33 protein-coding genes are annotated in these 22,968 nt (G+C 68.0%); all 33 read left to right on the forward strand.

Annotation, left to right across the window (positions count from 1 at the left end; genetic code table 11):
- The first annotated feature begins 47 nt into the window (after positions 1–47).
- Entirely contained in the window at positions 48–2,114 is a 2,067-nt protein-coding gene (locus AB0P03_RS16270) for a hypothetical protein (protein WP_363580098.1), read from the forward strand.
- 124 nt (positions 2,115–2,238) lie between these two features.
- The gene (locus AB0P03_RS16275; protein ID WP_363580100.1) at positions 2,239–3,573 is read left to right on the forward strand and encodes a hypothetical protein; all 1,335 of its coding nucleotides are present in this window, start codon (positions 2,239–2,241) and stop codon (positions 3,571–3,573) included.
- Positions 3,574–3,676: 103 nt separating this feature from the next.
- Positions 3,677–4,366, forward strand: coding sequence for a glycosyltransferase family 2 protein (locus AB0P03_RS16280; RefSeq protein ID WP_363580102.1), 690 nt, complete (start codon positions 3,677–3,679; stop codon positions 4,364–4,366).
- Positions 4,363–4,740, forward strand: a complete 378-nt coding sequence (locus AB0P03_RS16285; RefSeq protein ID WP_363580104.1) for a DUF2304 domain-containing protein — start codon at positions 4,363–4,365, stop codon at positions 4,738–4,740. Before AB0P03_RS16280 ends, AB0P03_RS16285 begins: the two co-directional genes overlap by 4 nt.
- A 438-nt stretch (positions 4,741–5,178) precedes the next feature.
- Entirely contained in the window at positions 5,179–6,072 is an 894-nt protein-coding gene (locus AB0P03_RS16290) for a glycosyltransferase (RefSeq protein ID WP_363580106.1), read from the forward strand.
- Between the two features lie 332 nt (positions 6,073–6,404).
- Positions 6,405–8,225: a hypothetical protein gene (locus tag AB0P03_RS16295; protein ID WP_363580108.1), complete on the forward strand. Its 1,821-nt coding sequence runs from the start codon at positions 6,405–6,407 to the stop codon at positions 8,223–8,225.
- 419 nt (positions 8,226–8,644) lie between these two features.
- Positions 8,645–8,953, forward strand: a complete 309-nt coding sequence (rpsJ, locus tag AB0P03_RS16300; protein WP_012785157.1) for a 30S ribosomal protein S10 — start codon at positions 8,645–8,647, stop codon at positions 8,951–8,953.
- Between the two features lie 14 nt (positions 8,954–8,967).
- Positions 8,968–9,615, forward strand: coding sequence for a 50S ribosomal protein L3 (rplC, locus tag AB0P03_RS16305; protein WP_327677876.1), 648 nt, complete (start codon positions 8,968–8,970; stop codon positions 9,613–9,615).
- A gap of 4 nt (positions 9,616–9,619) precedes the next feature.
- The gene (rplD, locus tag AB0P03_RS16310) at positions 9,620–10,297 is read left to right on the forward strand and encodes a 50S ribosomal protein L4 (protein WP_350877106.1); all 678 of its coding nucleotides are present in this window, start codon (positions 9,620–9,622) and stop codon (positions 10,295–10,297) included.
- Positions 10,294–10,617 (forward strand): 50S ribosomal protein L23, encoded by a 324-nt coding sequence (gene rplW, locus AB0P03_RS16315; RefSeq protein WP_104816576.1) that lies wholly within the window; start codon positions 10,294–10,296, stop codon positions 10,615–10,617. Before rplD ends, rplW begins: the two co-directional genes overlap by 4 nt.
- A 43-nt stretch (positions 10,618–10,660) precedes the next feature.
- Positions 10,661–11,497, forward strand: a complete 837-nt coding sequence (gene rplB / locus AB0P03_RS16320) for a 50S ribosomal protein L2 (protein WP_063348968.1) — start codon at positions 10,661–10,663, stop codon at positions 11,495–11,497.
- Between the two features lie 11 nt (positions 11,498–11,508).
- Positions 11,509–11,790: a 30S ribosomal protein S19 gene (gene rpsS, locus AB0P03_RS16325; RefSeq protein ID WP_030055821.1), complete on the forward strand. Its 282-nt coding sequence runs from the start codon at positions 11,509–11,511 to the stop codon at positions 11,788–11,790.
- Positions 11,791–11,840: 50 nt separating this feature from the next.
- Positions 11,841–12,188 carry a 50S ribosomal protein L22 gene (rplV, locus tag AB0P03_RS16330; protein WP_363580111.1) on the forward strand — a complete coding sequence of 116 codons (348 nt, stop codon included), beginning with the start codon at positions 11,841–11,843 and terminating at the stop codon, positions 12,186–12,188.
- Positions 12,188–13,012: a 30S ribosomal protein S3 gene (gene rpsC / locus AB0P03_RS16335; protein WP_363580113.1), complete on the forward strand. Its 825-nt coding sequence runs from the start codon at positions 12,188–12,190 to the stop codon at positions 13,010–13,012. The genes rplV and rpsC overlap by 1 nt, the downstream gene beginning before the upstream one ends.
- 5 nt (positions 13,013–13,017) lie before the next feature.
- Positions 13,018–13,437 carry a 50S ribosomal protein L16 gene (gene rplP, locus AB0P03_RS16340; RefSeq protein WP_030055824.1) on the forward strand — a complete coding sequence of 140 codons (420 nt, stop codon included), beginning with the start codon at positions 13,018–13,020 and terminating at the stop codon, positions 13,435–13,437.
- Positions 13,437–13,661, forward strand: a complete 225-nt coding sequence (rpmC, locus tag AB0P03_RS16345) for a 50S ribosomal protein L29 (RefSeq protein ID WP_063348970.1) — start codon at positions 13,437–13,439, stop codon at positions 13,659–13,661. Before rplP ends, rpmC begins: the two co-directional genes overlap by 1 nt.
- Positions 13,661–13,933, forward strand: coding sequence for a 30S ribosomal protein S17 (gene rpsQ, locus AB0P03_RS16350; protein WP_030055826.1), 273 nt, complete (start codon positions 13,661–13,663; stop codon positions 13,931–13,933). The genes rpmC and rpsQ overlap by 1 nt, the downstream gene beginning before the upstream one ends.
- A 102-nt stretch (positions 13,934–14,035) precedes the next feature.
- Positions 14,036–14,407: a 50S ribosomal protein L14 gene (gene rplN, locus AB0P03_RS16355; RefSeq protein WP_030393301.1), complete on the forward strand. Its 372-nt coding sequence runs from the start codon at positions 14,036–14,038 to the stop codon at positions 14,405–14,407.
- 15 nt (positions 14,408–14,422) lie between these two features.
- A complete protein-coding gene (gene rplX, locus AB0P03_RS16360) occupies positions 14,423–14,734 on the forward strand; it encodes a 50S ribosomal protein L24 (RefSeq protein WP_030055828.1) in 312 nt (103 codons plus the stop codon).
- Complete coding sequence (gene rplE / locus AB0P03_RS16365) at positions 14,734–15,303, forward strand: 50S ribosomal protein L5 (protein WP_030393302.1); 570 nt, start codon at positions 14,734–14,736, stop codon at positions 15,301–15,303. Before rplX ends, rplE begins: the two co-directional genes overlap by 1 nt.
- A gap of 4 nt (positions 15,304–15,307) precedes the next feature.
- Positions 15,308–15,493: a type Z 30S ribosomal protein S14 gene (locus AB0P03_RS16370; protein WP_030055830.1), complete on the forward strand. Its 186-nt coding sequence runs from the start codon at positions 15,308–15,310 to the stop codon at positions 15,491–15,493.
- Positions 15,494–15,762: 269 nt separating this feature from the next.
- The gene (gene rpsH / locus AB0P03_RS16375) at positions 15,763–16,170 is read left to right on the forward strand and encodes a 30S ribosomal protein S8 (protein WP_030055831.1); all 408 of its coding nucleotides are present in this window, start codon (positions 15,763–15,765) and stop codon (positions 16,168–16,170) included.
- A gap of 22 nt (positions 16,171–16,192) precedes the next feature.
- Positions 16,193–16,732: a 50S ribosomal protein L6 gene (gene rplF, locus AB0P03_RS16380; RefSeq protein ID WP_030055832.1), complete on the forward strand. Its 540-nt coding sequence runs from the start codon at positions 16,193–16,195 to the stop codon at positions 16,730–16,732.
- A gap of 3 nt (positions 16,733–16,735) precedes the next feature.
- The gene (gene rplR, locus AB0P03_RS16385) at positions 16,736–17,119 is read left to right on the forward strand and encodes a 50S ribosomal protein L18 (protein WP_030280785.1); all 384 of its coding nucleotides are present in this window, start codon (positions 16,736–16,738) and stop codon (positions 17,117–17,119) included.
- Positions 17,120–17,167: 48 nt separating this feature from the next.
- On the forward strand, positions 17,168–17,791 hold the full coding sequence (rpsE, locus tag AB0P03_RS16390; protein ID WP_030055834.1) for a 30S ribosomal protein S5: 624 nt from the start codon (positions 17,168–17,170) through the stop codon (positions 17,789–17,791).
- The gene (rpmD, locus tag AB0P03_RS16395) at positions 17,791–17,973 is read left to right on the forward strand and encodes a 50S ribosomal protein L30 (RefSeq protein ID WP_030055835.1); all 183 of its coding nucleotides are present in this window, start codon (positions 17,791–17,793) and stop codon (positions 17,971–17,973) included. Before rpsE ends, rpmD begins: the two co-directional genes overlap by 1 nt.
- The gene (gene rplO, locus AB0P03_RS16400; protein ID WP_097237491.1) at positions 17,973–18,428 is read left to right on the forward strand and encodes a 50S ribosomal protein L15; all 456 of its coding nucleotides are present in this window, start codon (positions 17,973–17,975) and stop codon (positions 18,426–18,428) included. Before rpmD ends, rplO begins: the two co-directional genes overlap by 1 nt.
- Positions 18,429–18,750: 322 nt before the next feature.
- Positions 18,751–20,061, forward strand: coding sequence for a preprotein translocase subunit SecY (gene secY / locus AB0P03_RS16405; RefSeq protein ID WP_063348973.1), 1,311 nt, complete (start codon positions 18,751–18,753; stop codon positions 20,059–20,061).
- A complete protein-coding gene (locus AB0P03_RS16410) occupies positions 20,061–20,714 on the forward strand; it encodes an adenylate kinase (protein ID WP_363580115.1) in 654 nt (217 codons plus the stop codon). The genes secY and AB0P03_RS16410 overlap by 1 nt, the downstream gene beginning before the upstream one ends.
- Positions 20,715–20,822: 108 nt before the next feature.
- Positions 20,823–21,662 (forward strand): type I methionyl aminopeptidase, encoded by an 840-nt coding sequence (gene map / locus AB0P03_RS16415; RefSeq protein WP_363580117.1) that lies wholly within the window; start codon positions 20,823–20,825, stop codon positions 21,660–21,662.
- A 152-nt stretch (positions 21,663–21,814) separates the two neighbouring features.
- Positions 21,815–22,240: a large conductance mechanosensitive channel protein MscL gene (gene mscL, locus AB0P03_RS16420; RefSeq protein ID WP_363580119.1), complete on the forward strand. Its 426-nt coding sequence runs from the start codon at positions 21,815–21,817 to the stop codon at positions 22,238–22,240.
- A gap of 195 nt (positions 22,241–22,435) precedes the next feature.
- Positions 22,436–22,657: a translation initiation factor IF-1 gene (infA, locus tag AB0P03_RS16425; protein ID WP_014047798.1), complete on the forward strand. Its 222-nt coding sequence runs from the start codon at positions 22,436–22,438 to the stop codon at positions 22,655–22,657.
- A 32-nt stretch (positions 22,658–22,689) separates the two neighbouring features.
- Entirely contained in the window at positions 22,690–22,803 is a 114-nt protein-coding gene (rpmJ, locus tag AB0P03_RS16430) for a 50S ribosomal protein L36 (RefSeq protein WP_003956441.1), read from the forward strand.
- Positions 22,804–22,968 lie beyond the last annotated feature (165 nt).

Raw genomic sequence — 22,968 nt, forward strand, 5'->3', positions numbered from 1 at the left:
GGCCGGGGAGACGGGCGGCAGGGACTTGACCGAAGGGGCACGGCACCGTGTCGACCGTACATTCCTCGCCTGAGCGCGAGCTTCAACGTCCGACCGCACCGCCGGGGCCGCCGCCCGAGTCGACCACCGGTGGACGGTCCAGGCGCAACCCGCTCGTCCTGGCCGGGGGACTGGCCCTGTCCTGGCTGGTGCCGACCGGGCTGGTCGCGCTGGACCTGGGCGTCCTGCTGCTGCCGCTGCTGCTGTTCTCCATAGCCGCCGTGCTCCGGGTCGGCGGCGTGCTGCTCGACCGGCTGTTCGTCGCCGGGCTGGTGCTCGCCGGTTCGGTGCTGACGTTCGGCCTGCTCTTCTCGCTCTGGCCGTGGGGCCTCTCGCCGGTCGCCACCAGCGGCCTGATGTTCAGCGTGGTGACGGTCGCCGCCTGGGCCGCCCGCCGCGGCCCGCGCCTGCCGTTGCGCTTCCGCTGGTCCGACCTGCTGGTCCTGGGCACCGGTTACGGCGTCTGGCACTACCTGTTCCACCCGATCGCGGGAACGTCGGCGGCCGAGCGGGTCGCGTACTTCGCCACGTCGGAGGACCGGCTCGCGCACTTCTCCTTCTTCTCCGGCATCCAGAACGTCGGCGGCTTCAACTTCCTCCACCAGGACGCGGCCCGGTCCTTCCTGATACCGCCGTCCGAGGTGACGTACCCGCAGGGCTCCCACTTCCTGCTGGCCTGGACGGACACCCTCGTCCACTCCGCCGCCGACTCCGGCGACATGCTCTACACCATGAACCGGTACTTCCTGTACCTGCTGGTGGGCTACGCGCTGTTCTGCGCCGCGCTGGTCTGGGCGGCCCGGTGGATCGGCGGGCCGCGGCTGCGCGGCTGGCGCTGCGCGGCGGTGTGCGCGACCGTCGGCGCGATCATGTTCGCGAGCAACTACATGGACCTGATGGTCCACGGCTTCGACTCGACCTTCATCGGGCTGCTGCTGATAGCACTCGCGCTGGCCGTGCTGATCCGGCCGGCGATGGGCACCACCGAGTTCGTGCTGGCCGCGTCGGCCGGTCTGATCACCGTCACCTACGCGTACAACATCTACGGCGCCTTCGTCGGCGTGGCACTGCTGGGCGCACTGGCGGCGCACCGGCGCAAGTTCGCCGGGCGCTGGTGGTGGACCGCCGGCGCGCTGGCGTGCGCGCTGGGCGTGGCCGCGCTGCCGAGCGTCCTGTCCGTGCTGGGCAACCTCGACGTGGCCAGTGCCTCGAACATGAACGGCCCGAGCGTCGGGGCCGACCGCTCCATACTCATCGGCGGCGGGCTGCTCGGCCTGCTGGCCGCGGTCATGCCGCGCAACCGCCGGACCGCCGTCGGCCAGGCGCACCTCGCGGTCCTGCTCGGCACCGGCGGGCTGCTCAGCGCCTTCGCCGCCTACCAGCTGCACACCATCGGCAAGTACTCGTACTACTTCCACAAGATGACGGCCGTGGGCGTCGTGGTCAGCCTGATATCCCTCGGCGCCGTCGGGGTCATGCTGCAGAGCCCGTACCGGGGGACGGGCCGCACGCTGCCGAGCCGCCTCGGCGAGCTGGCGATGTCCGGCCTCGCCGTCGCCGCCGCGCTCAGCCTCTTCGCCAACGTGCAGTGGGGCTTCCTGACCACCAAGGACAACCCGTCCGCCTGGTCCGCCAACCCGCTGGTGGCCTGGGGACGCGGCGAGTTCAAGGGGGACATGGGCCCCAAGGGCGCGCAGGCGCTCGACATCTCGAGCAAGGGCCCGGTGATCGCGCTCTTCGCCAACGACGACTACAAGAACCTCAAGGCCACCTGGCTCGCCTCGCTGCTGAACCGGCGCGGGGGCGACATGACGGCGCTGTACGACATCCACTGGGTGTCCATCGGCGGTCCCCAGGTGAAGGAGGAGGACTACCAGAAGTCTCTGGGCCGCCTCAAGGGAGCCATCGACAAGCTCCCGGCCGCGCCCGTCCCGCCGACCGTCCTGACCGCCGACCCCTCCGTGGGCGACCGGATCAAGCGGGACCTGGCGGCGCAGGGTGTCACGGTGACGGTGCTGAGCGATCCTCAGAACCTTTGGACGGAGCCGTGGTCCCGTACCTTCCCGGGGGTCTGAGGGTGGGGGCCACCGTCATCGGACGTTCACGGCTACCCGCTACTATTCACAGCAATCGCACGGCCGGGCCGGCCTCGTGCGGAGACGTGTGGCAAGGTCGGCCGGTTAATTCGGTGATCATGTGATGAAGAACCCGATCGCCAAGCTGCTCGGGGTGCTACCCCCGGGGGCCCGGCTCGTGGTCGGTGGGACGGTCGTGCTCGGCGCCTCGGCGTACGTCTACATGGCGCTCGTGGGCTACAGCCTGGGCACGGCCGGTGCAGCCAGGGTGACGATGCTCTGGACGATCGTGATGTCCGTCGGGTGGGGTCTGTTCCAGCCCGTCGAACTGGAGCTGACGCGGCTGGTCGCCGCCCGCAAGGTGTCCGGGGCGGGGGCACTGCCCGCGGTACGGCGGATGCTGCTGCTCGCCCTGGCGATCCTGGCCGTGGCCTGCGCGGTGCTGGCCGCCGCCGCCGGCCCGATCGCCGACCAGCTGTTCGGCGGTGACCGGACCCTCGTGGTGGCCCTCGCCGGCGGCATGGCGGGCCTCGCGGTGAGCTCGGTCTCCCGCGGTGCGCTGGCCGGCCTCGGGCTGTTCGGCCCCTACGGCACCCAGCTGGCCGTCGACGGTGCCCTGCGCATCGGGCTGGCCGCGCTGACCGCCGTCCTCGGGCTGCACTCGGCGCTGGCCTTCGGCCTGATCCTGGTGGTCGCCCCGGTCGCCGCCTCGCTGATCGGCCTGCGCGGCATCCTCGCCGACCGCGCCCCCGGGCCGGAGGTGTCCTGGCGCCAGCTCACCAGCGGGCTCGGCCTGCTGATCGGCTCCGTGATGCTCAGCCAGCTGGTGGTGAACGCGACCGTCGTCTGCGTGCGCCTGCTCGCTCCGAAGCACTCCGAGGCGTCCGACGCCCTGGTCTTCGCCCTCGGCCAGGCCGTGGTGATGGCCCGCGTGCCGCTCTTCGCCTACAGCGCCCTCCAGGCCTCCATGGTCTCCGCGCTCTCGGGTGCCACCGCGGCCGGCGACCACGCCGAGTTCCGCAAGGTGCTGACCCGCACCACGGCGATCGTCGCCGCCATGTGCATCGGCGGCGGGCTGCCGGTCATCGCGCTCGGCGCCTGGCTCAACCCGCTGCTCTTCAACGCCAAGGACCTGCTCAACCCGCTGGACTTCACCTGGCTCGTCCTCGGCACCCTCTGCTACGTCCTCGCGACGGTCTTCGGCCAGGCGCTGATGTCGAGCGCCCAGCACCGCCGACAGCTGGTGGGCTGGACGGCCGGTTCCGTAGCATTGGTTGCGGTCGCCCTCTCCCCGGGTGACGTCGGTCTCCGTGCCGAGCTCGCGTACCTGGCCGGCGCGCTGGTCAGCGCCGTCCTGATGCTGTGGGCGCTGTACCGCGCGTTCCCCTCCCGCCCCGCCGCCTCCGGGCACTCCGGGCTGGACAGCAGGAGCGCGGCCGAGCCGCTGCGGACCTCGTGACGGCGGGGGACCGGACTGTGATTGGCCGACGACGCCCGTGATCACCACCGACAGACAGACCGAGGCACGCGACGCCGTGCCGTTCGCCAAGCATGGAGCCCCTGTGTCCGACTATGACAACGTCTGGCTGGTGATCCCGGCCTACAACGAAGGCCAGGTGATCGCCGAGGTCGTGGAGGGGGCACGCAAGACCTTCCCCAACATCGTGGTGATCGACGACGGCTGCACCGACGACACGGCGAAGCACGTCATGACGACCGGCGCCCACCTGGTGCGGCACCCGGTCAACCTGGGCCAGGGCGCAGCGCTGCAGACCGGCCTGAAGTACGCGCTGGGGCAGGAGGGCGCCGAGTACTTCGCCACCTTCGACGCGGACGGCCAGCACCAGACCGCCGACGTGGAGAAGATGGTGGCGCTGCTGCGCCAGGACGAGGCCGACATCGTGCTCGGCTCCCGCTTCATCGAGCAGACCGGCCAGGTGCCGTGGATCAAGCGGGTCGTGCTCCGCACCGCCGCCGCGGTCAGCCCGACCGCCCGCAAGCTCAAGCTCACCGACGCGCACAACGGTCTGCGCGTGATGAACCGGGAGGCGGCCAGCCGCATCCGGATCACCATGAACGGCATGGCCCACGCTTCGGAGATCGTCTCCTTCCTCGCCGGCTCGGACCTCCGGGTTGCAGAGGTGCCGGTGGACATCCTCTACACCGACTACTCGCGCGCCAAGGGCCAGTCCCTGATCAACGGCGTGAACATCCTCTTCGACATCTCGCTGCGGGAGCGTAACCGCCGATGAATCACCTCTGGATCCAGCTGATCCTCGTCCTGGCCGCCGTGGGCATGGCCCTCCTGTTCGTCCGGCGCTGGGACGCCGCGAACACCCGGGCGTGGAAGCGCATCGCCTTCTCGCTCTTCGTCATCGCCAACGTCATCGCGATCCTGTGGCCGGCCGGCGTGACCAAGCTGGCCACCGCACTGGGCGTCGGCCGTGGCACGGACCTGGTGCTCTACCTGATGGTCATCGCCATGGGCTTCCTGACGCTCAACACCTACCTGCGCTTCCGGTCGCTGGAGAAGAAGCTCACCGACCTGGCCCGTACGGTCGCCATCACCGAGGGCGTCCGTCACAACAACGACCGCCTCGACGCTCCGGTCGGCTCCGACCACTGATCGCGCTCCACGCGACAGGGCACAGGGTTTGAGGGCCGGTACCCCCGACGGGGTGCCGGCCCTCAGCCGTGCGTGCGGGTGAGCGCGCCGCCGGAGAGGCCGGCGAACGGTCCCTTCGACCGTCGGCCACCGGGTCGAACGGTGACGCCCGTTCGTCCGTTGTCAAAGAGGGGGCGCCGATGTGTGCCGTCTTCTTGGGCTCCGGAAAATCCGGACATTACCGAGTTCATTCATCCCCCGGCCGCCCGGTGGACGTATTTCTGTGTGCCAGAATTTCCGATCGGCGGCCTCTGCGCACCCGCTTTCCGCCCCCCGGCGCCGGTGTGGGCCGACCGGCTGACGCACGGGCCCGGCAAAGCTGGTTGACTTGGGGCGCCCCGCTGGCCGCGGCCGGGCGGCACCGAAGCGTGATCCAGGACCAGGAGGTGCGGCGCCGTCATGAGCGTCGATTTCGTCATCCCGTACTACGGCGATCCGGAGTACCTGTTCGCCACCATCGACAGCATCCGGGCCCAGCACCAGCAGGACTGGCGGCTGACCGTCGTGGACGACCAGTACCCGGGCTTCCGGGCGCCCCAGTACATCGAGAGCCTGAACGACGAGCGGATCCGGTACATCCGCAACGCGGAGCGGCTGGGCCCCAACGGCAACACCTACAAGGCCTCCACCCTGGCCGAGCGCGAGTTCGTCTCGATGATGGGCGCCGACGACCTGCTGGAGCCCGACTACCTGGACGTCGTCCTGGAGCGCCTGCGGGCCGACCCGAACGCGATCGCGGTCCAGCCGGGCGTGCGGGTGATGGACAGCGACGGGACCCTGGTGCCCTCGCTCGGCATCGGCGACAAGGTCAAGCGCCGGATCAGCGCGCCGGCCCGCAAGGCCGGGGTGATCAGCGGCGAGGCCGCGGTGAAGAGCCTGCTGTCCGGCAACTGGCTGTACACGCCGTCGCTCACCTACCGCCAGTCCGCGCTGTCGAAGATCCCGTACCGCCCGGACATCGACGCCATCCACGACCTGGCGTTCATGGTCGACATGCTGATGGAGGGCGGCAACCTGCTGGTCGACGAGCGCGAGGTGTTCCGCTACCGGCGCCACCAGGCCAGCGACTCCTCGAACCGGGTCAAGGACGGCAAGCGCTTCGACGAGGAGCTGCGGTACTACTCGCTGATCTCCAAGGAGCTGCGCGCCAAGGGCTGGACCAACGCCGCGCGCTCGGCCGACCTGCACCTCTCGTCCCGCCTGCACGCCCTGATGGTCGCCGCCGGCCGGCTCGGCGCGGGTGACTTCTCCCACGCCGGCGCCATGGTCGGCCGCGCGGTCCGCAGCAGCTGACCGGAGCGTGTCCGAGGGCGGTGCCGACAGCCGGCCGGAGGCCCCCGGGTCACGGCGCCCCGAGGCGCCCGGCCGAATTCGACGGGGCGGGAGTAAGCGCTTCGGCCGGCCGCTGGGCTCTAGGTGGGTGAGGGGGTGCTCATGGGGAGCACCGACGACCGACCGGGCGGATCCTGCTGAACCACCACGCCCAAGCCCCGATACGGCCGGCACGGGGTCCTTGCCCGAGGCTTCGGCTTCTGGTAAGCGCCCTATGATGGCCGCTGATCGCCGGTCCACTGAGCCATCCTTCGCCACTCATCGGACGTGGCCACTGCACGGAAGTGACTGACATGACTGATCTGGCCACCAGCCCGGTCGGCGGCTCCAGCAAGGAGTCGCTCGAACCGGAGGGCGCGATCGCGCCCCGCCCCGGACGGCTCGACGGCCTGCTGGAGCGCCCCTGGGCGGTCCGCTCGGCCGAGGCCCTGGTCTCGATCGTGGCGGCGTTCGGCTTCGCGCTGCTCTGCACCCGCATCGACGTCAACCCGCTGAACCGGGTGGGCCAGGTCAGCGGTCTGGCCATGCTCCAGAAGTACGCCGCCATCGTGGGCCTGCCCATCCTGGCGGTGCTGCTGTACGCCGCCTACCGGGGCAGCCTGGCCCGGTACCAGCTGGCCCAGCGACTGGTCTGCGCGGCCGTCGCCGGACTGGCCACCGGTGCGGTCGCGGGCGGGATCGCGGTGGCGCTGAACGGTACCCAGTGGGGCCTCGGCGGTCAGGAGGGCGACCCGGGCAACCTCATGGGCATGGCCAACGACATGCTGCGGGGCAAGGGCCTGCCCGGCGTCTACCCGCCCGGCTTCCCGGCGCTGCTGGCGGTCTGGTCGAAGCTGTTCTACGGCGGCGTCGGCGGCGTCGGCTACGCCATGAAGGACGTCCAGCTGATCTGCAGCGCACTGGTCGGCCCGATGGCGTACCTCTCCTGGCGGCTGATGCTGCGGCCGGTCTGGGCGCTGCTGATCGCCGTCCCGTCGGCGATCCTCTTCCTCGACCCGATCCGGCCGTACAGCCACGTCACGATGCTGGTCATGGTGCCGATGCTGGCCGCCGCCCTGCGGGAGCTCCGCCGGTCGCACGAGCTGTCCACCCGGTCCACGGTGCTGCGCGGCCTCGGCTTCGGCGTCTCGTTCGGCCTGATGTTCCTCTGGTACTCGGGCTGGTTCATCTGGGCCGCGCCCGGCGTCCTCGTCCTGACGCTGTTCGTCGTCCCGTGGCGCCAGGGCGCCGCCCGGATCAAGCGGGCGCTGCTGTTCCTCGGCGTGACGCTGGTGAGCGCCGGCGTGGTCGGCTCGCCGCTGCTGTACGAGCTGGTGCGGCTGGGCGCCCAGGCCAAGGACCGGTACGCGTACCTCTCGGTGTACATCGACCCGGCGTACATCATGAGCTGGGCCTCGGACCGCAACGGCGACCTGAACTACCACGACTTCCCGTGGCGCGGTGAGCTCGCCGGGCAGAGCGCCTACACCCTGCTGCTGCTCGCCGGGGTCGCGCTGGCGCTGGGCCTCGGGCTGCGCAGCATCGCCGTCCGGACCGTGACGGCCACCCTGATCAGCGCCTGGCTGCTGCGCTTCTGGTTCGCCTCCCAGATGGCCCAGACGAAGTCCATCCAGCTGTACCCGCGGACGACCTGGATCATCCTCTACGCGTTGATGATCCTCGCGGTGCTCGGCCTGATGTTCCTCGTCCAGCGGGGCACCGGTTGGCTGCGCACGGTGCAGCGGGTCGGCACCGACGGGCGGCCGGCGCCGCTGACCCTGCGGCCCGCGGTCACCGGCCGGCTGGTCGCCGGCGCGGTCTGCGCGGTGGCGCTGTTCGCCACCATGGCGGCCTCCTGGTCGGCGGACCGCTACATGCCGACCACCAGGCCCGAGTTCGTGCCGGTCGCCGGGGCCAAGGGCATCGACATGGGCGCGGACGCCTGGCGCGCGCACATCCTGGTGAACCGCGACGGCAAGTGCCCGAAGTACGACCCGGCCGGGCCGACCGACTGCGCGCCGGTGAACAAGGAGCTCAAGGAGTACAACAACGAGCCCGACAAGGGTCAGCTGTGGTGCGCCAACGTGACCGGTGACGAGTGGGCGCTGACCTGCGGGAGCAAGCGACCCTGGTGACGCGGGTCCGCGGCGGTGAGCGCCGCGGTTGGGGACGGTCACCCGATCGGGGCCGGTGAGGGCGACCTCACCGGCCCCGATTGGCATCCGGGCTGCTCCATGTGGCAGTATGTCCAAGTTGCTCGGTTGAGTTGCCGATGCTGCGCGCCTCCCGCCGGGAGGACTGGAAGCGAGTCCCAGGTATTCGTCGTTCCCGTGATGGCCGTTAAGCGTGAAGTCGACGCCACGGCAGCTGCGGGGCGAAAGTACGGGAATCTTCCGGGAAGCGTATGCGGGGCCTCGACCCGGCCCCCCACCCCGAAATCTTGAAACCGACGAGTTGTTCGCCGGTTTTTTGCAAGCGCGAGTGCGACACGCCCGAGCGCGGGGGTCGGAGGGTGGTCGTGCAGTGACTAAGGACAAAGGACTACTGAGTAGCCATGGCGGGACAGAAGATCCGCATCCGGCTCAAGGCCTACGACCACGAGGTCATCGATTCCTCGGCGAAGAAGATCGTCGAGACGGTGATCCGTACTGGTGCGCAGGTCGCAGGCCCGGTGCCGCTGCCCACTGAGAAGAACGTGTACTGCGTCATCCGCTCGCCGCACAAGTACAAGGACTCGCGCGAGCACTTCGAGATGCGTACTCACAAGCGTCTGATCGACATCCTCGACCCCACGCCGAAGACGGTTGACTCGCTCATGCGTCTCGACCTGCCGGCTGGCGTCGACATCGAGATCAAGCTCTGAGAGGCGCACCGAAGATGGCTAAGCAGATTAAGGGCATCCTGGGCGAGAAGCTCGGCATGACCCAGGTCTGGGACGAGAACAACCGGATCGTTCCGGTGACCGTCGTCAAGGCTGGGCCCAATGTCGTGACCCAGGTCCACACCGCTGACAGTCCGGCCGGCTACGACGCCGTCCAGATCGGCTTCGGCGAGATCGACCCCCGCAAGGTGAACAAGCCCCTCGCGGGCCACTTCGCCAAGGCCGGTGTCACCCCGCGCCGCCACCTGGTCGAGCTCCGTACCACGGACGCGTCCGAGTACACCCTCGGCCAGGAGATCACCGCGGAGCTGTTCGAGGCGGGTGTCAAGGTCGACGTGACCGGCACCTCCAAGGGCAAGGGCTTCGCCGGTGTCATGAAGCGCCACAACTTCCGGGGCCTCGGCGCCGGTCACGGTGTGCAGCGCAAGCACCGCTCGCCCGGCTCGATCGGTGGCTGCGCCACCCCGGGTCGCGTGTTCAAGGGCGTGAGGATGGCCGGCCGGATGGGCCACGAGCGTGTGACCACCCAGAACCTGACCATCCATGCCGTTGACGCGGAGAAGGGGCTGCTCCTGATCAAGGGCGCAATCCCGGGCCCGAACGGCGGCCTCGTCCTCGTCCGCACTGCGGCGAAGGGGCTGTGAGGATATGAGCACCATTGACATCCTGTCGCCCTCGGGCGACAAGACCGGCAGCCTCGAGCTGCCGGCCGAGATCTTCGACGCGAAGGTCAGCGTTCCGCTGATGCACCAGGTCGTCGTGGCGCAGCTCGCTGCGGCCCGTCAGGGCACCCACAAGACCAAGACTCGCGCCGAGGTCCGCGGTGGCGGCAAGAAGCCGTACCGCCAGAAGGGCACCGGCCGCGCCCGTCAGGGCTCGACCCGCGCCCCGCAGTTCGCCGGCGGTGGCGTCGTGCACGGTCCCGTGCCGCGCGACTACTCGCAGCGGACCCCGAAGAAGATGATCGCCGCCGCCCTGCGCGGTGCGCTCACCGACCGGGCCCGCCACAACCGCATCCACGTCGTCACCGACGTGATCGCGGCCGAGGCGCCGTCGACCAAGGCCGCCAAGGGTCTGTTCGGCAAGATCACCGAGCGCAAGAACATCCTCCTCGTCGTCGAGCGTGCCGACGAGCTGGGTCTGAAGAGCGCCCGCAACCTGCCGCACGTGCACATCCTGGACGCCGGTCAGCTGAACACCTACGACGTGCTCGTCTCCGACGATGTGGTCTTCACCCAGGCCGCCTTCGAGCGTTTCGTGGCGGGTCCCGCCGCGTCCGCCAAGGCCGTGGCTGCTGAGGGCGAGCTCGAAGGGAGCGCCGCCTGATGGCTGCAGAGATCACGAGCAAGACGTTCACGGACCCCCGTGACGTCCTGGTGAAGCCGGTCATCTCGGAGAAGAGCTACTCGCTCCTCGACGAGAACAAGTACACGTTCGTCGTGTCGCCCGGTGCCAACAAGACCCAGATCAAGCAGGCCGTCGAGGCGGTCTTCTCGGTCAAGGTCGAGTCCGTCAACACGCTCAACCGTCAGGGCAAGCGCAAGCGCTCCAAGACGGGCTTTGGCAAGCGCAAGGACACCAAGCGCGCCATCGTGACGCTGGCTGAGGGCAACCGCATCGACATCTTCGGTGGTCCGGTCTCCTAACGGAGATCGTGATCGTCGATAAGGACGAGGACGAGAGAGCCAAATGGGCATCCGCAAGTACAAGCCGACTACGCCGGGCCGTCGTGGCTCCAGCGTGGCCGACTTCGTAGAGATCACGCGGTCCACGCCGGAGAAGTCGCTGGTTCGCCCCCTGCACAGCAAGGGCGGCCGTAACAACGCCGGTCGGATCACCGTTCGCCACCAGGGTGGCGGTCACAAGCGCGCCTACCGCGTGATCGACTTCCGTCGTCACGACAAGGACGGCGTGCCGGCCAAGGTCGCGCACATCGAGTACGACCCGAACCGCACCGCGCGCATCGCGCTCCTGCACTACGCGGACGGCGAGAAGCGCTACATCATCGCGCCGCGCGGTATCGCGCAGGGTGACCGGATCGAGAACGGCGCTGGCGCCGACATCAAGCCGGGCAACAACCTGCCGCTTCGCAACATCCCGGTCGGTACCACCATCCACGCGGTGGAGCTGCGTCCCGGTGGCGGCGCCAAGATGGCCCGCTCCGCCGGTGCCGGCATCCAGCTGCTGGCGCGTGAGGGCAAGATGGCGCACCTGCGCATGCCCTCCGGTGAGATCCGCCTGGTGGACGCGCGCTGCCGCGCCACCGTCGGTGAGGTCGGCAACGCCGAGCAGTCGAACATCAACTGGGGCAAGGCCGGCCGCATGCGCTGGAAGGGCGTCCGCCCGACCGTGCGTGGTGTCGCCATGAACCCGATCGACCACCCGCACGGTGGTGGTGAGGGTAAGACCTCTGGTGGCCGCCACCCGGTCTCGCCGTGGGGCCAGAAGGAGGGTCGCACTCGTAGCCCGAAGAAGGCTTCGAACGCCCTCATCGTGCGCCGCCGCAAGACCAACAAGAAGCGCTAGGAGCAGGTCAGATGCCGCGCAGTCTCAAGAAGGGCCCCTTCATCGACGGCCACCTTCTCAAGAAGGTGGACGCGCAGAACGAGGCGGGTACCCAGAACGTCATCAAGACCTGGTCCCGTCGCTCCGTGATCTTCCCGGCCATGCTCGGCCACACGATCGCGGTGCACGATGGCCGTAAGCACGTCCCGGTGTTCGTCACCGAGTCGATGGTCGGCCACAAGCTCGGCGAGTTCGCGCCGACGCGTACCTTCCGCGGTCACGTCAAGGACGACCGCAAGTCGAAGCGTCGCTAGTCGCCAGCGAGATTACCGACTCAATGACTTACACCAGCAAGGGGACAACCATGGAAGCCAGGGCCCAGGCGCGGTACATCCGCGTCACGCCCATGAAGGCCCGCCGCGTGGTGGACCTCATCCGTGGCCTGCCGGCCACGGAGGCCCAGGCCGTCCTGCGTTTCGCTCCGCAGGCCGCCACCGTGCCCGTCGGCAAGGTGCTCGACAGCGCCATTGCCAACGCCGCGCACAACTACAACCACTCCAACGTGGACGACCTCGTCATCAGCGAGGCGTATGTTGACGAGGGCCCGACCCTGAAGCGGTTCCGTCCGCGTGCGCAGGGTCGTGCCTTCCGGATCCGCAAGCGGACCAGCCACATCACCGTGGTCGTCAGCAGCAAGGAAGGGACCCGGTAATGGGCCAGAAGGTTAACCCGCACGGGTTCCGCCTTGGCATCAGCACGGACTTCAAGTCCCGCTGGTACGCCGACAAGCTGTACAAGGACTACGTCAAGGAAGACGTCGCCATTCGTCGCATGATGACGAAGGGCATGGAGCGCGCCGGCATCTCCAAGGTCGAGATCGAGCGCACCCGCGACCGCGTCCGCGTTGACATCCACACCGCTCGCCCCGGCATCGTCATCGGCCGCCGTGGCACCGAGGCCGACCGCATCCGCGGCGACCTCGAGAAGCTGACCGGCAAGCAGGTCCAGCTGAACATCCTCGAGGTCAAGAACCCCGAGCTGGACGCCCAGCTCGTGGCTCAGGGCGTCGCGGAGCAGCTGTCCTCCCGCGTCTCCTTCCGTCGTGCCATGCGCAAGTCGATGCAGGGCACCATGAAGTCCGGCGCCAAGGGCATCAAGGTCCAGTGCTCCGGTCGTCTCGGCGGCGCCGAGATGAGCCGTTCGGAGTTCTACCGCGAGGGCCGTGTGCCGCTGCACACCCTGCGCGCGAACGTCGACTACGGCTTCTTCGAGGCCAAGACGACCTTCGGCCGCATCGGTGTGAAGGTCTGGATCTACAAGGGCGACGTCAAGAACATCGCCGAGGTCCGCGCTGAGAACGCCGCTGCCCGCTCGGGCAACCGCCCGGCCCGTCCCGAGGGTGGTCGTCCCGCCCGCGGTGGCGAGCGCCGTGGTGGCGAGCGCGGTGGCCGTGGCCGTCGCCCCGCCGCTGCCGAGGCCTCCGCGGCCCCGGCCGCCGAGGCTCCGGCTGCCGAGAACACCGGAACGGAGGCCTGACTCCAATGCTGATCCCCCGTCGGGTCAAGCACCGCAAGCAGCACCACCCCAAGCGCCGTGGCGCTGCCAAGGGTGGCACCGAGCTCGCCTTCGGCGAGTACGGCATCCAGGCCGTCACCCCGGCCTACGTGACGAACCGGCAGATCGAGTCCGCTCGTATCGCCGTCACCCGTCACATCAAGCGTGGCGGCAAGGTCTGGATCAACATCTACCCGGACCGTCCGCTCACCAAGAAGCCGGCCGAGACCCGCATGGGTTCCGGTAAGGGTTCGCCCGAGTGGTGGATCGCGAACGTGCACCCGGGTCGGGTCATGTTCGAGCTGTCGTACCCCAACGAGAAGGTGGCTCGTGAGGCGCTGACCCGCGCTGCTCACAAGCTCCCGATGAAGTGCCGGATCATCCGGCGCGAGGCAGGTGAGAGCTGATGTCGGCCGGCACCAAGGCTGCTGACCTCCGCGAGCTGGACAACGAGGGTCTCGTTGCCAAGCTCCGTGAGGCCAAGGAGGAGCTGTTCAACCTCCGCTTCCAGGCGGCGACCGGGCAGCTCGACAACCACGGACGGCTCAAGCTCGTCCGTAAGGACATCGCGCGGATCTACACCCTGATGCGCGAGCGCGAGCTGGGCATCGAGACGGTGGAGAACGCCTGATGACTGAGAACACCAACGAGACGCGCGGTTTCCGCAAGACCCGTGAGGGTCTCGTCGTCAGCGACAAGATGGACAAGACCGTCGTCGTCGCCGTCGAGGACCGCGTCAAGCACGCTCTGTACGGCAAGGTCATCCGCCGTACGAACAAGCTGAAGGCGCACGACGAGGCGAACGCCTGCGGCATCGGCGACCGGGTCCTCCTGGCGGAGACCCGCCCGCTGTCCGCGACGAAGCGCTGGCGCGTCGTCGAGATCCTCGAGAAGGCCAAGTAACGAAGTTGATGCGGTACGGCCGTATGTGCACCAGGCCCCTCGTGGGCGCTGGTGTGAGCAGCGGCCGGCCCGTCAGCTCTCGTTGACGATCAGGAGAAAGCTGTGATCCAGCAGGAGTCGCGACTGCGTGTCGCCGACAACACGGGCGCGAAGGAAATCCTTTGCATCCGCGTTCTCGGTGGCTCCGGTCGTCGCTACGCCGGCATCGGGGACGTCATCGTCGCGACCGTCAAGGACGCGATCCCCGGCGGTTCGGTGAAGAAGGGTGACGTCGTCAAGTGCGTCGTCGTCCGTACCGTGAAGTCGCGTCGTCGTCCGGATGGCTCGTACATCCGCTTCGACGAGAACGCCGCGGTCGTTCTGAAGAACACCGATGGTGACCCCCGTGGTACCCGCATCTTCGGCCCGGTGGGCCGCGAGCTGCGTGACAAGAAGTTCATGAAGATCATCTCGCTTGCGCCGGAGGTGCTCTAACTCATGGCGAACAGCATGAAGATCAAGAAGGGTGACCTGGTTCAGGTCATCACCGGCAAGGACCGCGGCAAGCAGGGCAAGGTCATCCAGGCCATGCCCGCCGAGAACAAGGTCCTGGTCGAGGGTGTGAACCGGGTCAAGAAGCACACCAAGCCGGGCCCGGGCACTCAGGGTGGCATCGTCACCGTCGAGGCCCCGGTGCACGTCTCCAACGTCCAGCTGGTCGTGGAGAAGGACGGCAAGAAGGTCGTCACCCGCGTTGGCTACCGCTTCGATGACGAGGGCAACAAGATCCGCGTTGCCAAGCGAACCGGTGAGGACATCTGATGTCTGAGACGACTGTTGAGAAGGTGACCCCCCGTCTCAAGGAGCGTTACAACTCCGAGATCAAGGGTCAGCTGCAGGAGCAGTTCTCGTACGAGAACGTCATGCTGACGCCCGGCCTGGTCAAGGTCGTCGTCAACATGGGTGTCGGCGAGGCCGCCCGTGACAGCAAGCTGATCGAGGGCGCGATCCGCGACCTCACCGCCATCACCGGTCAGAAGCCGGCGGTGACGAAGGCTCGCAAGTCCATCGCGCAGTTCAAGCTGCGTGAGGGCCAGCCGATCGGCACCCACGTCACCCTCCGTGGTGACCGCATGTGGGAGTTCCTGGACCGTCTGGTGTCGCTGGCCCTGCCGCGTATCCGTGACTTCCGTGGCCTCTCCCCGAAGCAGTTCGACGGCCGTGGCAACTACACCTTCGGTCTGACCGAGCAGGTCATGTTCCACGAGATCGACCAGGACAAGGTCGACCGTCAGCGCGGTATGGACATCACCGTCGTGACCACCGCCCAGACCGACGACGAGGGCCGGGCGCTCCTGCGCGCTCTGGGCTTCCCGTTCAAGGAGGCGTAACCACATGGCGAAGAAGTCCCTCATCGCGAAGTCCGAGCGCAAGCCGAAGTTCGGCGTCCGGGCCTACACCCGGTGCCAGCGCTGCGGCCGTCCGCACTCGGTGTACCGCAAGTTCGGCCTCTGCCGTGTCTGCCTTCGTGAGATGGCGCACCGCGGCGAGCTGCCGGGCGTGACCAAGAGCTCCTGGTAACCAGGACCTCGCGGTAACGCCATAGCGAAGCAGGTGTGCCCGACCCCACAGAGCCCCTTTTTTGGGGCTGCGTACGGAATCCCGTAGGGTAGTGAGGTCGGGCCCCCTGTCGCGGCAGCTCCGTAGCTGCCGTCGACCCTCTTCGGAGGGCTCGCACCCAGTCTTACGACGCCGCAGGTCCCCTGCGTCTGTGCCCCTGCCGCACTCCTCGGAGTGCGGCGGGGGGACCTGGCGCGGAGAAACCACGGCGAGAGAGGCCTGAGGCCATCATGACCATGACCGACCCCATCGCAGACATGCTCACGCGTCTGCGTAACGCTAACTCGGCGTACCACGACTCCGTGGCGATGCCGGCCAGCAAGATCAAGGCGCACGTCGCCGAGATCCTGCAGCAGGAGGGGTACATCTCCTCCTACAAGGTTGAGGAGCCCGTTGAGGGCGAGGTCGGCAAGAAGCTGACCATCGAGCTCAAGTTCGGTCCCAACCGTGAGCGCTCGATCGCTGGCATCAAGCGGATCAGCAAGCCGGGCCTGCGGGTCTACGCAAAGTCCACCAACCTGCCGAAGGTGCTCGGCGGCCTGGGCGTGGCGATCATCTCCACGTCCTCGGGTCTCCTCACCGACAAGCAGGCCGCCAAGAAGGGCGTAGGCGGAGAAGTTCTCGCCTACGTCTGGTAATTCGGGAAACGGAGGTACAGCAATGTCGCGCATTGGACGGCTGCCCATCCAGGTCCCCGCTGGCGTGGACGTCACCATCGATGGCCAGGCGGTCTCGGTGAAGGGCCCCAAGGGCTCCCTCACCCACGTTGTCGCCGCGCCGATCGAGATCGGTAAGGGCGAGGACGGCACGCTGCTCGTCACCCGCCCCAACGACGAGCGTCTGTCGAAGGCCCTGCACGGCCTTTCCCGCACGCTGGTGGCGAACATGATCACCGGCGTGACCGCGGGCTACCGCAAGTCGCTGGAGATCAGCGGTGTCGGCTACCGAGTTCTGGCGAAGGGCTCCGACATGGAGTTCCAGCTGGGCTACAGCCACCCGATCCTGGTCGAGGCCCCCGAGGGCATTTCCTTCGTCGTCGAGTCGGCCACCAAGTTCCACGTGGACGGCATCGACAAGCAGAAGGTCGGCGAGGTCGCCGCGAAGATCCGCAAGCTGCGCAAGCCCGACCCGTACAAGGCCAAGGGCGTCAAGTACGCGGGCGAGGTCATCCGCCGCAAGGTCGGAAAGAGTGGTAAGTAAGCGATGAGCGTCTCTGTCAAGATCGGCAAGGGCAACGCCTACAAGAGCGCCGCTCGTAAGCGCCGCGCGATCCGCGTTCGCAAGCGCGTCGTCGGCACCGAGGTGCGTCCGCGCCTCGTCGTGACGCGCTCGAACCGTCACATGGTCGCCCAGGTCATCGACGACGCCAAGGGTCACACCCTGGCGTCGGCGTCCACCCTCGACGTGTCCATCAAGGGCGCCGAGGGCGACAAGACCGAGCTGGCCAAGAAGGTCGGGAGCCTGGTCGCCGAGCGCGCCAAGGCTGCCGGCATCGAGTCGGTCGTCTTCGACCGCGCGGGCAACCGGTACGCCGGCCGCATCGCCGCCCTGGCGGACGCGGCTCGCGAGGCCGGGCTCGACTTCTAAGCCGCTCGTCGACTCAGTCGACGGACGTAATCGAGAGAGGTAATTCCAATGGCTGGACCCCAGCGCCGCGGTAGCGGCGCCGGCGGTGGCACCGGCGGTGGCGAGCGGCGCGACCGTAAGCGTGACGACCGGGGCAACGCCCCCGCCGTCGAGAAGACCGCTTACGTCGAGCGCGTTGTCGCGATCAACCGTGTCGCCAAGGTTGTCAAGGGTGGTCGTCGTTTCAGCTTCACCGCGCTGGTCGTGGTGGGCGACGGTGACGGCACCGTGGGTGTCGGTTACGGGAAGGCGAAGGAGGTTCCGGCCGCCATCGCCAAGGGTGTTGAGGAGGCCAAGAAGAACTTCTTCAAGGTCCCCCGTATCCAGGGCACCATCCCGCACCCGATCCAGGGTGAGAAGGCCGCCGGCGTCGTGCTCCTGAAGCCCGCCGCCCCCGGTACCGGTGTTATCGCCGGTGGTCCGGTGCGCGCCGTCCTGGAGTGCGCCGGCATTCACGACATCCTGTCGAAGTCGCTCGGCTCGGACAACGCGATCAACATCGTGCACGCCACCGTGGCTGCTCTGAAGGGCCTCGTGCGCCCCGAGGAGATCGCCGCTCGTCGTGGCCTGCCGCTGGAGGACGTGGCCCCCGCCGCTCTGCTGCGGGCGCGTGCTGCAGGGGTGAGCGCCTGATGGCTCGCCTGAAGATCACGCAGACCAAGTCGTACATCGGCAGCAAGCAGAATCACCGTGACACCCTGCGTTCGCTTGGTCTCAAGCGCATGCACGACGTCGTGGTGAAGGAGGACCGTCCCGAGATCCGCGGGATGGCCCACACGGTCCGTCACCTGGTGACGGTTGAGGAGGTGGACTGATCATGGGCGACAACCCGATCAAGATCCACAACCTGCGTCCCGCCCCGGGTGCCAAGACCGACAAGATCCGCGTGGGTCGTGGTGAGGGCTCCAAGGGTAAGACCGCCGGTCGTGGTACCAAGGGCACCAAGGCCCGCTACCAGGTTCCGCAGCGCTTCGAGGGTGGCCAGATGCCGCTCCACATGCGCCTGCCGAAGCTGAAGGGCTTCAAGAACCCGTTCAAGATCACGTTCCAGGTCGTCAACCTCGACAAGCTGGCCGAGCTCTACCCGCAGGGTGGAGAGGTCACCGTCGAGGACCTGGTCGCCAAGGGCGCGGTTCGCAAGAACTCCCTCGTCAAGGTGCTCGGCACCGGCGAGATCTCGGTTGCGCTGCAGGTGACGGTCGACGCCGTCTCCGGCTCCGCCGCCGAGAAGATCACCGCCGCCGGCGGTACCGTCACCGAGCTCGTCTGAGCCCGCTGACTTCCGTGCGAGCCCCGCACCTCCTTCGGGAGGCGCGGGGCTCGCGCGTTTTCCGGGCATCGCGTTTTCCGGGCATTCCGTTGACGTGCCCTCGTTCTTTTGTGTGGCAAACCCGGGCATCCCGTACCCCGTGAGTGGGGGAGGGGCGGTACGCGCTTCTTCCGAGTGGCTGCGCACTGTTAGAGTCCGTGGAGTTCCCTTGTAGGCTGCGCGTAGGCTCGCCTGTGCCGTCTGTACGGGAGCCCGTACCGCCAAAACTCCCATTCAGGACCGACCCTCCCGCCGACGACGCGCGGGAGGCGCAGGAGGCACCGTGCTCAGTGCGTTCGCGCGGGCGTTCCAGACGCCCGACCTGCGCAAGAAGCTGCTGTTCACGCTGGGCATCATGGTGCTGTTCCGCCTGGGCTCGCACATTCCGATCCCCGGCGTGAGCTTCACGGCCGTGAACGAGTGTGTGAAGGACACCAAGAACAACGGCCTCTTCGGGCTCGTCAACCTGTTCAGCGGTGGCGCGCTCCTCCAGCTGACGATCTTCGCGCTCGGCATCATGCCGTACATCACCGCGAGCATCATCCTCCAGCTCCTCACGGTCGTGATCCCGCGACTGGAAGCGCTGAAGAAGGAGGGCCAGGCCGGCCAGACGAAGATCACCCAGTACACCCGCTACCTGACCATCGCGCTCGCCGTGCTCCAGGGCACCGGCATCGTGGCGACGGCCTCCAGCGGCGCGCTGTTCTCCGGCTGCCCGGTGGGCAACCAGATCGTCCCGGACACGAGCGTGTTCCGGATCGCCGTCATGGTGATCACGATGACCGCCGGCACCACGGTGATCATGTGGCTGGGCGAGCTGATCACGGACCGCGGCATCGGCAACGGCATGTCGCTGCTGATCTTCACCTCGATCGCCGCGCAGTTCCCGTCCTCGATGTGGGCGATCAAGGGCTCCGGCACCATCGGTGGCGGCTGGGTCGAGTTCCTGTCCGTGGTCGCGGTCGGCATCATCGTTGTGATGCTGGTCATCTTCGTCGAGCAGGCCCAGCGCCGGATCCCGGTGCAGTACGCGAAGCGGATGATCGGCCGGCGGGCGTTCGGCGGCACGTCGACCTACATCCCGCTCAAGGTGAACCAGGCCGGTGTCATCCCGGTCATCTTCGCCTCGTCGCTGCTGTACATCCCGGCCCTGGTGGTCCAGCTGACCGGTAGCCAGTCGGGCTGGGCGGTGTGGGTCACCCAGCACTTCGTCAAGGGCGACCACCCGATCTACATGGCGACCTACTTCCTGCTGATCGTCTTCTTCGCCTTCTTCTACGTCGCGATCTCCTTCAACCCCGAAGAAGTTGCCGACAATATGAAGAAGTATGGTGGCTTCATCCCGGGCATCCGGGCCGGCCGACCGACGGCCGAGTACCTGAACTACGTGCTGACCCGAATCACGTGGCCGGGTTCGCTCTACCTGGGCCTGATCGCGTTGATCCCGATGATCGCCCTGGTCGCCTTCGGACAGCAGACCAACTTCCCGTTCGGCGGCACCAGCGTGCTCATCGTCGTCGGCGTCGGACTCGAAACTGTGAAGCAGATCGAGAGCCAGCTCCAGCAGCGCAATTACGAAGGGTTCCTCCGCTGATGCGTATCGTCCTCGTTGGTCCTCCCGGGGCCGGGAAGGGTACTCAGGCGCACCTGCTCGCCAAGACCCTGTCCATTCCCCACATCTCCACCGGCGACCTGTTCCGCGCCAACATCGGTCAGGGCACCCCGCTGGGGCTCGAGGCCAAGAGCTACATGGACGCGGGTCGCCTGGTGCCGGATGAGGTCACCATCGGGATGGCCAAGGACCGCATGCTCCAGGAGGACGCCGCGGGCGGCTTCCTGCTCGACGGCTTCCCCCGCAACCTCGGCCAGGCCAAGGCGCTCGACGACTTCCTCGCCGAGCAGGGGATCAAGCTGGACGGCGTGCTGGACCTGGAGGTCCCCGAGGACGAGGTGGTCCGTCGGATCGCCGGCCGCCGCCTGTGCCGCAACGACGGGGGCCACGTCTTCCACGTGGACTACAACCCGCCGAAGGCCGAGGGCGTCTGCGACGAGTGCGGCGGCGAGCTGTACCAGCGCTCGGACGACACCGAGGACAAGGTGCGCACCCGGCTGGAGGTCTACCACACGGAGACCGAGCCGATCATCGACTACTACGCCCAGCAGGGCCTGGTGGCGACCATCTCGGCCCTCGGCAAGGTGGACGAGGTCACCCGCCGCGCGATCGAGGCGCTGAAGCAGGACAACTGAGTTTCCCGGCGACGCCGTACGGCCGCGCTCCCCGATCCCGGGCGGCGCGGCCGTACGGCGTCGTACGGTGGTAGGCAGTGGCAAACAGAACGTGGAAGGCGTGACCAGATGGTGGAGATCAAGACCCCCGAGCAGATCGCGAAGATGCGAGCGGCCGGGCTGGTCGTCGCCGAGGCGCTCAAGGCCTGCCGGGAGGCGGTCGCCCCGGGGGTGACCACCCAGGAGCTCAACGACATCGCGGACAAGGTCATCACCGACCACGGTGCGACCTCCAACTTCCGCGCCGACCACGGCGGTCTGTGGTTCCCCGGGGTGATCTGCGCCTCGGTGAACAACGAGGTCGTGCACGGCATCCCCGGTGACCGGGTGCTCCAGGAGGGCGACGTCATCTCGATCGACTGCGGCGCCATCCTGGACGGCTGGCACGGCGACTCGGCGATCACCGTGGCGGTCGGCGAGGTCCGCCCCGAGGTCGAGATGCTGAGCCGGGTGACCGAGGGCTCGATGTGGGCCGGCATCGCCCAGATGAAGAAGAACAACCGCCTGGTCGACGTCTCCAAGGCGATCGAGGGCTTCATCCGCCGCCAGCCGCTGCCCCCCAAGGGCAAGTGGGGCATCACCGAGGGCTACGGCGGCCACGGCATCGGCACCGCGATGCACATGGAGCCGCACGTGCTGAACTACGTCGAGCGCGGCCGCGGCAAGGGCCCGAAGCTGATCCCCGGCACCGTGCTGGCGATCGAGCCGATGGTCTCGCTGGGCACCCCGCACACCGCCGTGCTGGAGGACGACTGGACGGTCGTCACCAACGACGGCACCTGGGCCTCGCACTGGGAGCACTCGGTGGCCGTCACCGAGCAGGGCCCGCTGGTCCTGACGGCCTTCGACGGCGGCAAGGCGGAGCTCGCGAAGCTGGGCATCACCGCCGCCCCGGACCCGCTCGGCTAGTCTCGCGACGGTCGGCTGAGCGGCCAACTTCCGCTGCTGACAAGGGATCAGGGCCCTGGGGGTTTGGACCTCCAGGGCTTTTGTCCTATTTTTATCGGCTGGCAGTGGCTTCAGCAGGGGCTTCAGCAGCTTCGATCGATCGGGAGAGTGCAGTGCTCAAGGGATTCCGCGACTTCATGATGCGCGGCAACGTCGTCGACATGGCGGTCGGTGTCGTCATCGGTGCCGCGTTCACCGGGGTGGTGACCGGCTTCGTGTCGGCCTTCCTCACCCCGCTGGTCGGCGTCGGGGTCGGCGCGGCCGGCGACTTCAGCTCGTACAAGGCGACGGTGGCCGGGGTCACGTTCCCGTACGGCCAGTTCCTCAACGTGCTGATCGCCTTCGTGATGACCGCGGCGGTGCTGTACTTCTGCGTCGTGCTGCCGGTCACCAAGGCGACAGCGCGGTACCTGCCGAAGAAGCCGAAGGCCCCCAAGCGGCCCTGCCCCGAGTGCCTGACCGAGATCCCCGCGGCCGCCCGCCGCTGCGCGGCCTGCACCGCCCACGTCGAGCCGCTGAAGGTCACCGCCGGGTTCTGACCCGCCGGAACGTCACGGTGGCTGCCTTCGGGGGACCTCGTTTTGGCCCACCGGACGCACTGGCGTAGGATGGACCGTCGGCTCACTCGTAGCGTGCTTCAGCACGCCCTCTTCCCTTCGGGGGCGGGGTGAACCCAGGTTCGCACGAGCGTGCCGCATACGGTAGCCGGTCCCGGAAGGTGGATCTCGCAGTTCATGGCTAAGAAGCAAGGCGCCATTGAGATCGAGGGCACCGTGATCGAGTCTCTTCCGAACGCGATGTTCAGGGTCGAGCTGCAGAACGGTCACAAGGTCCTCGCGCACATCAGTGGCAAGATGCGCATGCACTACATCCGCATCCTGCCGGACGACCGGGTCGTCGTGGAGCTCAGCCCCTACGACCTCACGCGCGGGCGGATCGTCTACCGCTACAAGTAAGAACGTCAGATCTAGACCCGGAGAACCTGAACATGAAGGTCAAGCCGAGCGTCAAGAAGATCTGCGACAAGTGCAAGGTGATCCGCCGCCACGGCCGGGTCATGGTGATCTGCGACAACCTGCGCCACAAGCAGCGCCAGGGCTGATCTCTCCCCAGCATTTCTCGTAGTACTTCGCGCGACGCGAAAACGTCATAAGCGGGCTACCCGATCCGTTCCCACGAAGGGACGGACTGCCACCCCCGGTCAGAGGCCGGGGCTCCATCGTCGAGAGGCGAAGGAGTAGGTAGCACGCAAGACCTCTGAAAAAGC

Source organism: Kitasatospora sp. NPDC088779, from assembly GCF_040685395.1.
GTDB lineage: Bacteria > Actinomycetota > Actinomycetes > Streptomycetales > Streptomycetaceae > Kitasatospora.

Coding starts and splice junctions, on each gene's coding strand:
- rplB (WP_063348968.1), top strand. CDS start 10,661: ATGGGCATCCGCAAGTACAAGCCGACTACGCCGGGCCGTCGTGGCTCC.
- rpsH (WP_030055831.1), top strand. CDS start 15,763: ATGACCATGACCGACCCCATCGCAGACATGCTCACGCGTCTGCGTAAC.
- rplR (WP_030280785.1), top strand. CDS start 16,736: ATGAGCGTCTCTGTCAAGATCGGCAAGGGCAACGCCTACAAGAGCGCC.
- AB0P03_RS16290 (WP_363580106.1), top strand. CDS start 5,179: ATGAGCGTCGATTTCGTCATCCCGTACTACGGCGATCCGGAGTACCTG.
- rpsE (WP_030055834.1), top strand. CDS start 17,168: ATGGCTGGACCCCAGCGCCGCGGTAGCGGCGCCGGCGGTGGCACCGGC.
- AB0P03_RS16285 (WP_363580104.1), top strand. CDS start 4,363: ATGAATCACCTCTGGATCCAGCTGATCCTCGTCCTGGCCGCCGTGGGC.
- rplE (WP_030393302.1), top strand. CDS start 14,734: ATGTCTGAGACGACTGTTGAGAAGGTGACCCCCCGTCTCAAGGAGCGT.
- rpsQ (WP_030055826.1), top strand. CDS start 13,661: ATGACTGAGAACACCAACGAGACGCGCGGTTTCCGCAAGACCCGTGAG.
- rplC (WP_327677876.1), top strand. CDS start 8,968: ATGGCTAAGCAGATTAAGGGCATCCTGGGCGAGAAGCTCGGCATGACC.
- map (WP_363580117.1), top strand. CDS start 20,823: ATGGTGGAGATCAAGACCCCCGAGCAGATCGCGAAGATGCGAGCGGCC.
- infA (WP_014047798.1), top strand. CDS start 22,436: ATGGCTAAGAAGCAAGGCGCCATTGAGATCGAGGGCACCGTGATCGAG.
- AB0P03_RS16295 (WP_363580108.1), top strand. CDS start 6,405: ATGACTGATCTGGCCACCAGCCCGGTCGGCGGCTCCAGCAAGGAGTCG.
- rplP (WP_030055824.1), top strand. CDS start 13,018: ATGCTGATCCCCCGTCGGGTCAAGCACCGCAAGCAGCACCACCCCAAG.
- rplD (WP_350877106.1), top strand. CDS start 9,620: ATGAGCACCATTGACATCCTGTCGCCCTCGGGCGACAAGACCGGCAGC.
- AB0P03_RS16410 (WP_363580115.1), top strand. CDS start 20,061: ATGCGTATCGTCCTCGTTGGTCCTCCCGGGGCCGGGAAGGGTACTCAG.
- rplV (WP_363580111.1), top strand. CDS start 11,841: ATGGAAGCCAGGGCCCAGGCGCGGTACATCCGCGTCACGCCCATGAAG.
- AB0P03_RS16370 (WP_030055830.1), top strand. CDS start 15,308: ATGGCGAAGAAGTCCCTCATCGCGAAGTCCGAGCGCAAGCCGAAGTTC.
- rpsJ (WP_012785157.1), top strand. CDS start 8,645: ATGGCGGGACAGAAGATCCGCATCCGGCTCAAGGCCTACGACCACGAG.
- AB0P03_RS16275 (WP_363580100.1), top strand. CDS start 2,239: ATGAAGAACCCGATCGCCAAGCTGCTCGGGGTGCTACCCCCGGGGGCC.
- rplX (WP_030055828.1), top strand. CDS start 14,423: ATGAAGATCAAGAAGGGTGACCTGGTTCAGGTCATCACCGGCAAGGAC.
- rpmC (WP_063348970.1), top strand. CDS start 13,437: ATGTCGGCCGGCACCAAGGCTGCTGACCTCCGCGAGCTGGACAACGAG.
- rpsC (WP_363580113.1), top strand. CDS start 12,188: ATGGGCCAGAAGGTTAACCCGCACGGGTTCCGCCTTGGCATCAGCACG.
- rpsS (WP_030055821.1), top strand. CDS start 11,509: ATGCCGCGCAGTCTCAAGAAGGGCCCCTTCATCGACGGCCACCTTCTC.
- rpmD (WP_030055835.1), top strand. CDS start 17,791: ATGGCTCGCCTGAAGATCACGCAGACCAAGTCGTACATCGGCAGCAAG.
- rplF (WP_030055832.1), top strand. CDS start 16,193: ATGTCGCGCATTGGACGGCTGCCCATCCAGGTCCCCGCTGGCGTGGAC.
- rpmJ (WP_003956441.1), top strand. CDS start 22,690: ATGAAGGTCAAGCCGAGCGTCAAGAAGATCTGCGACAAGTGCAAGGTG.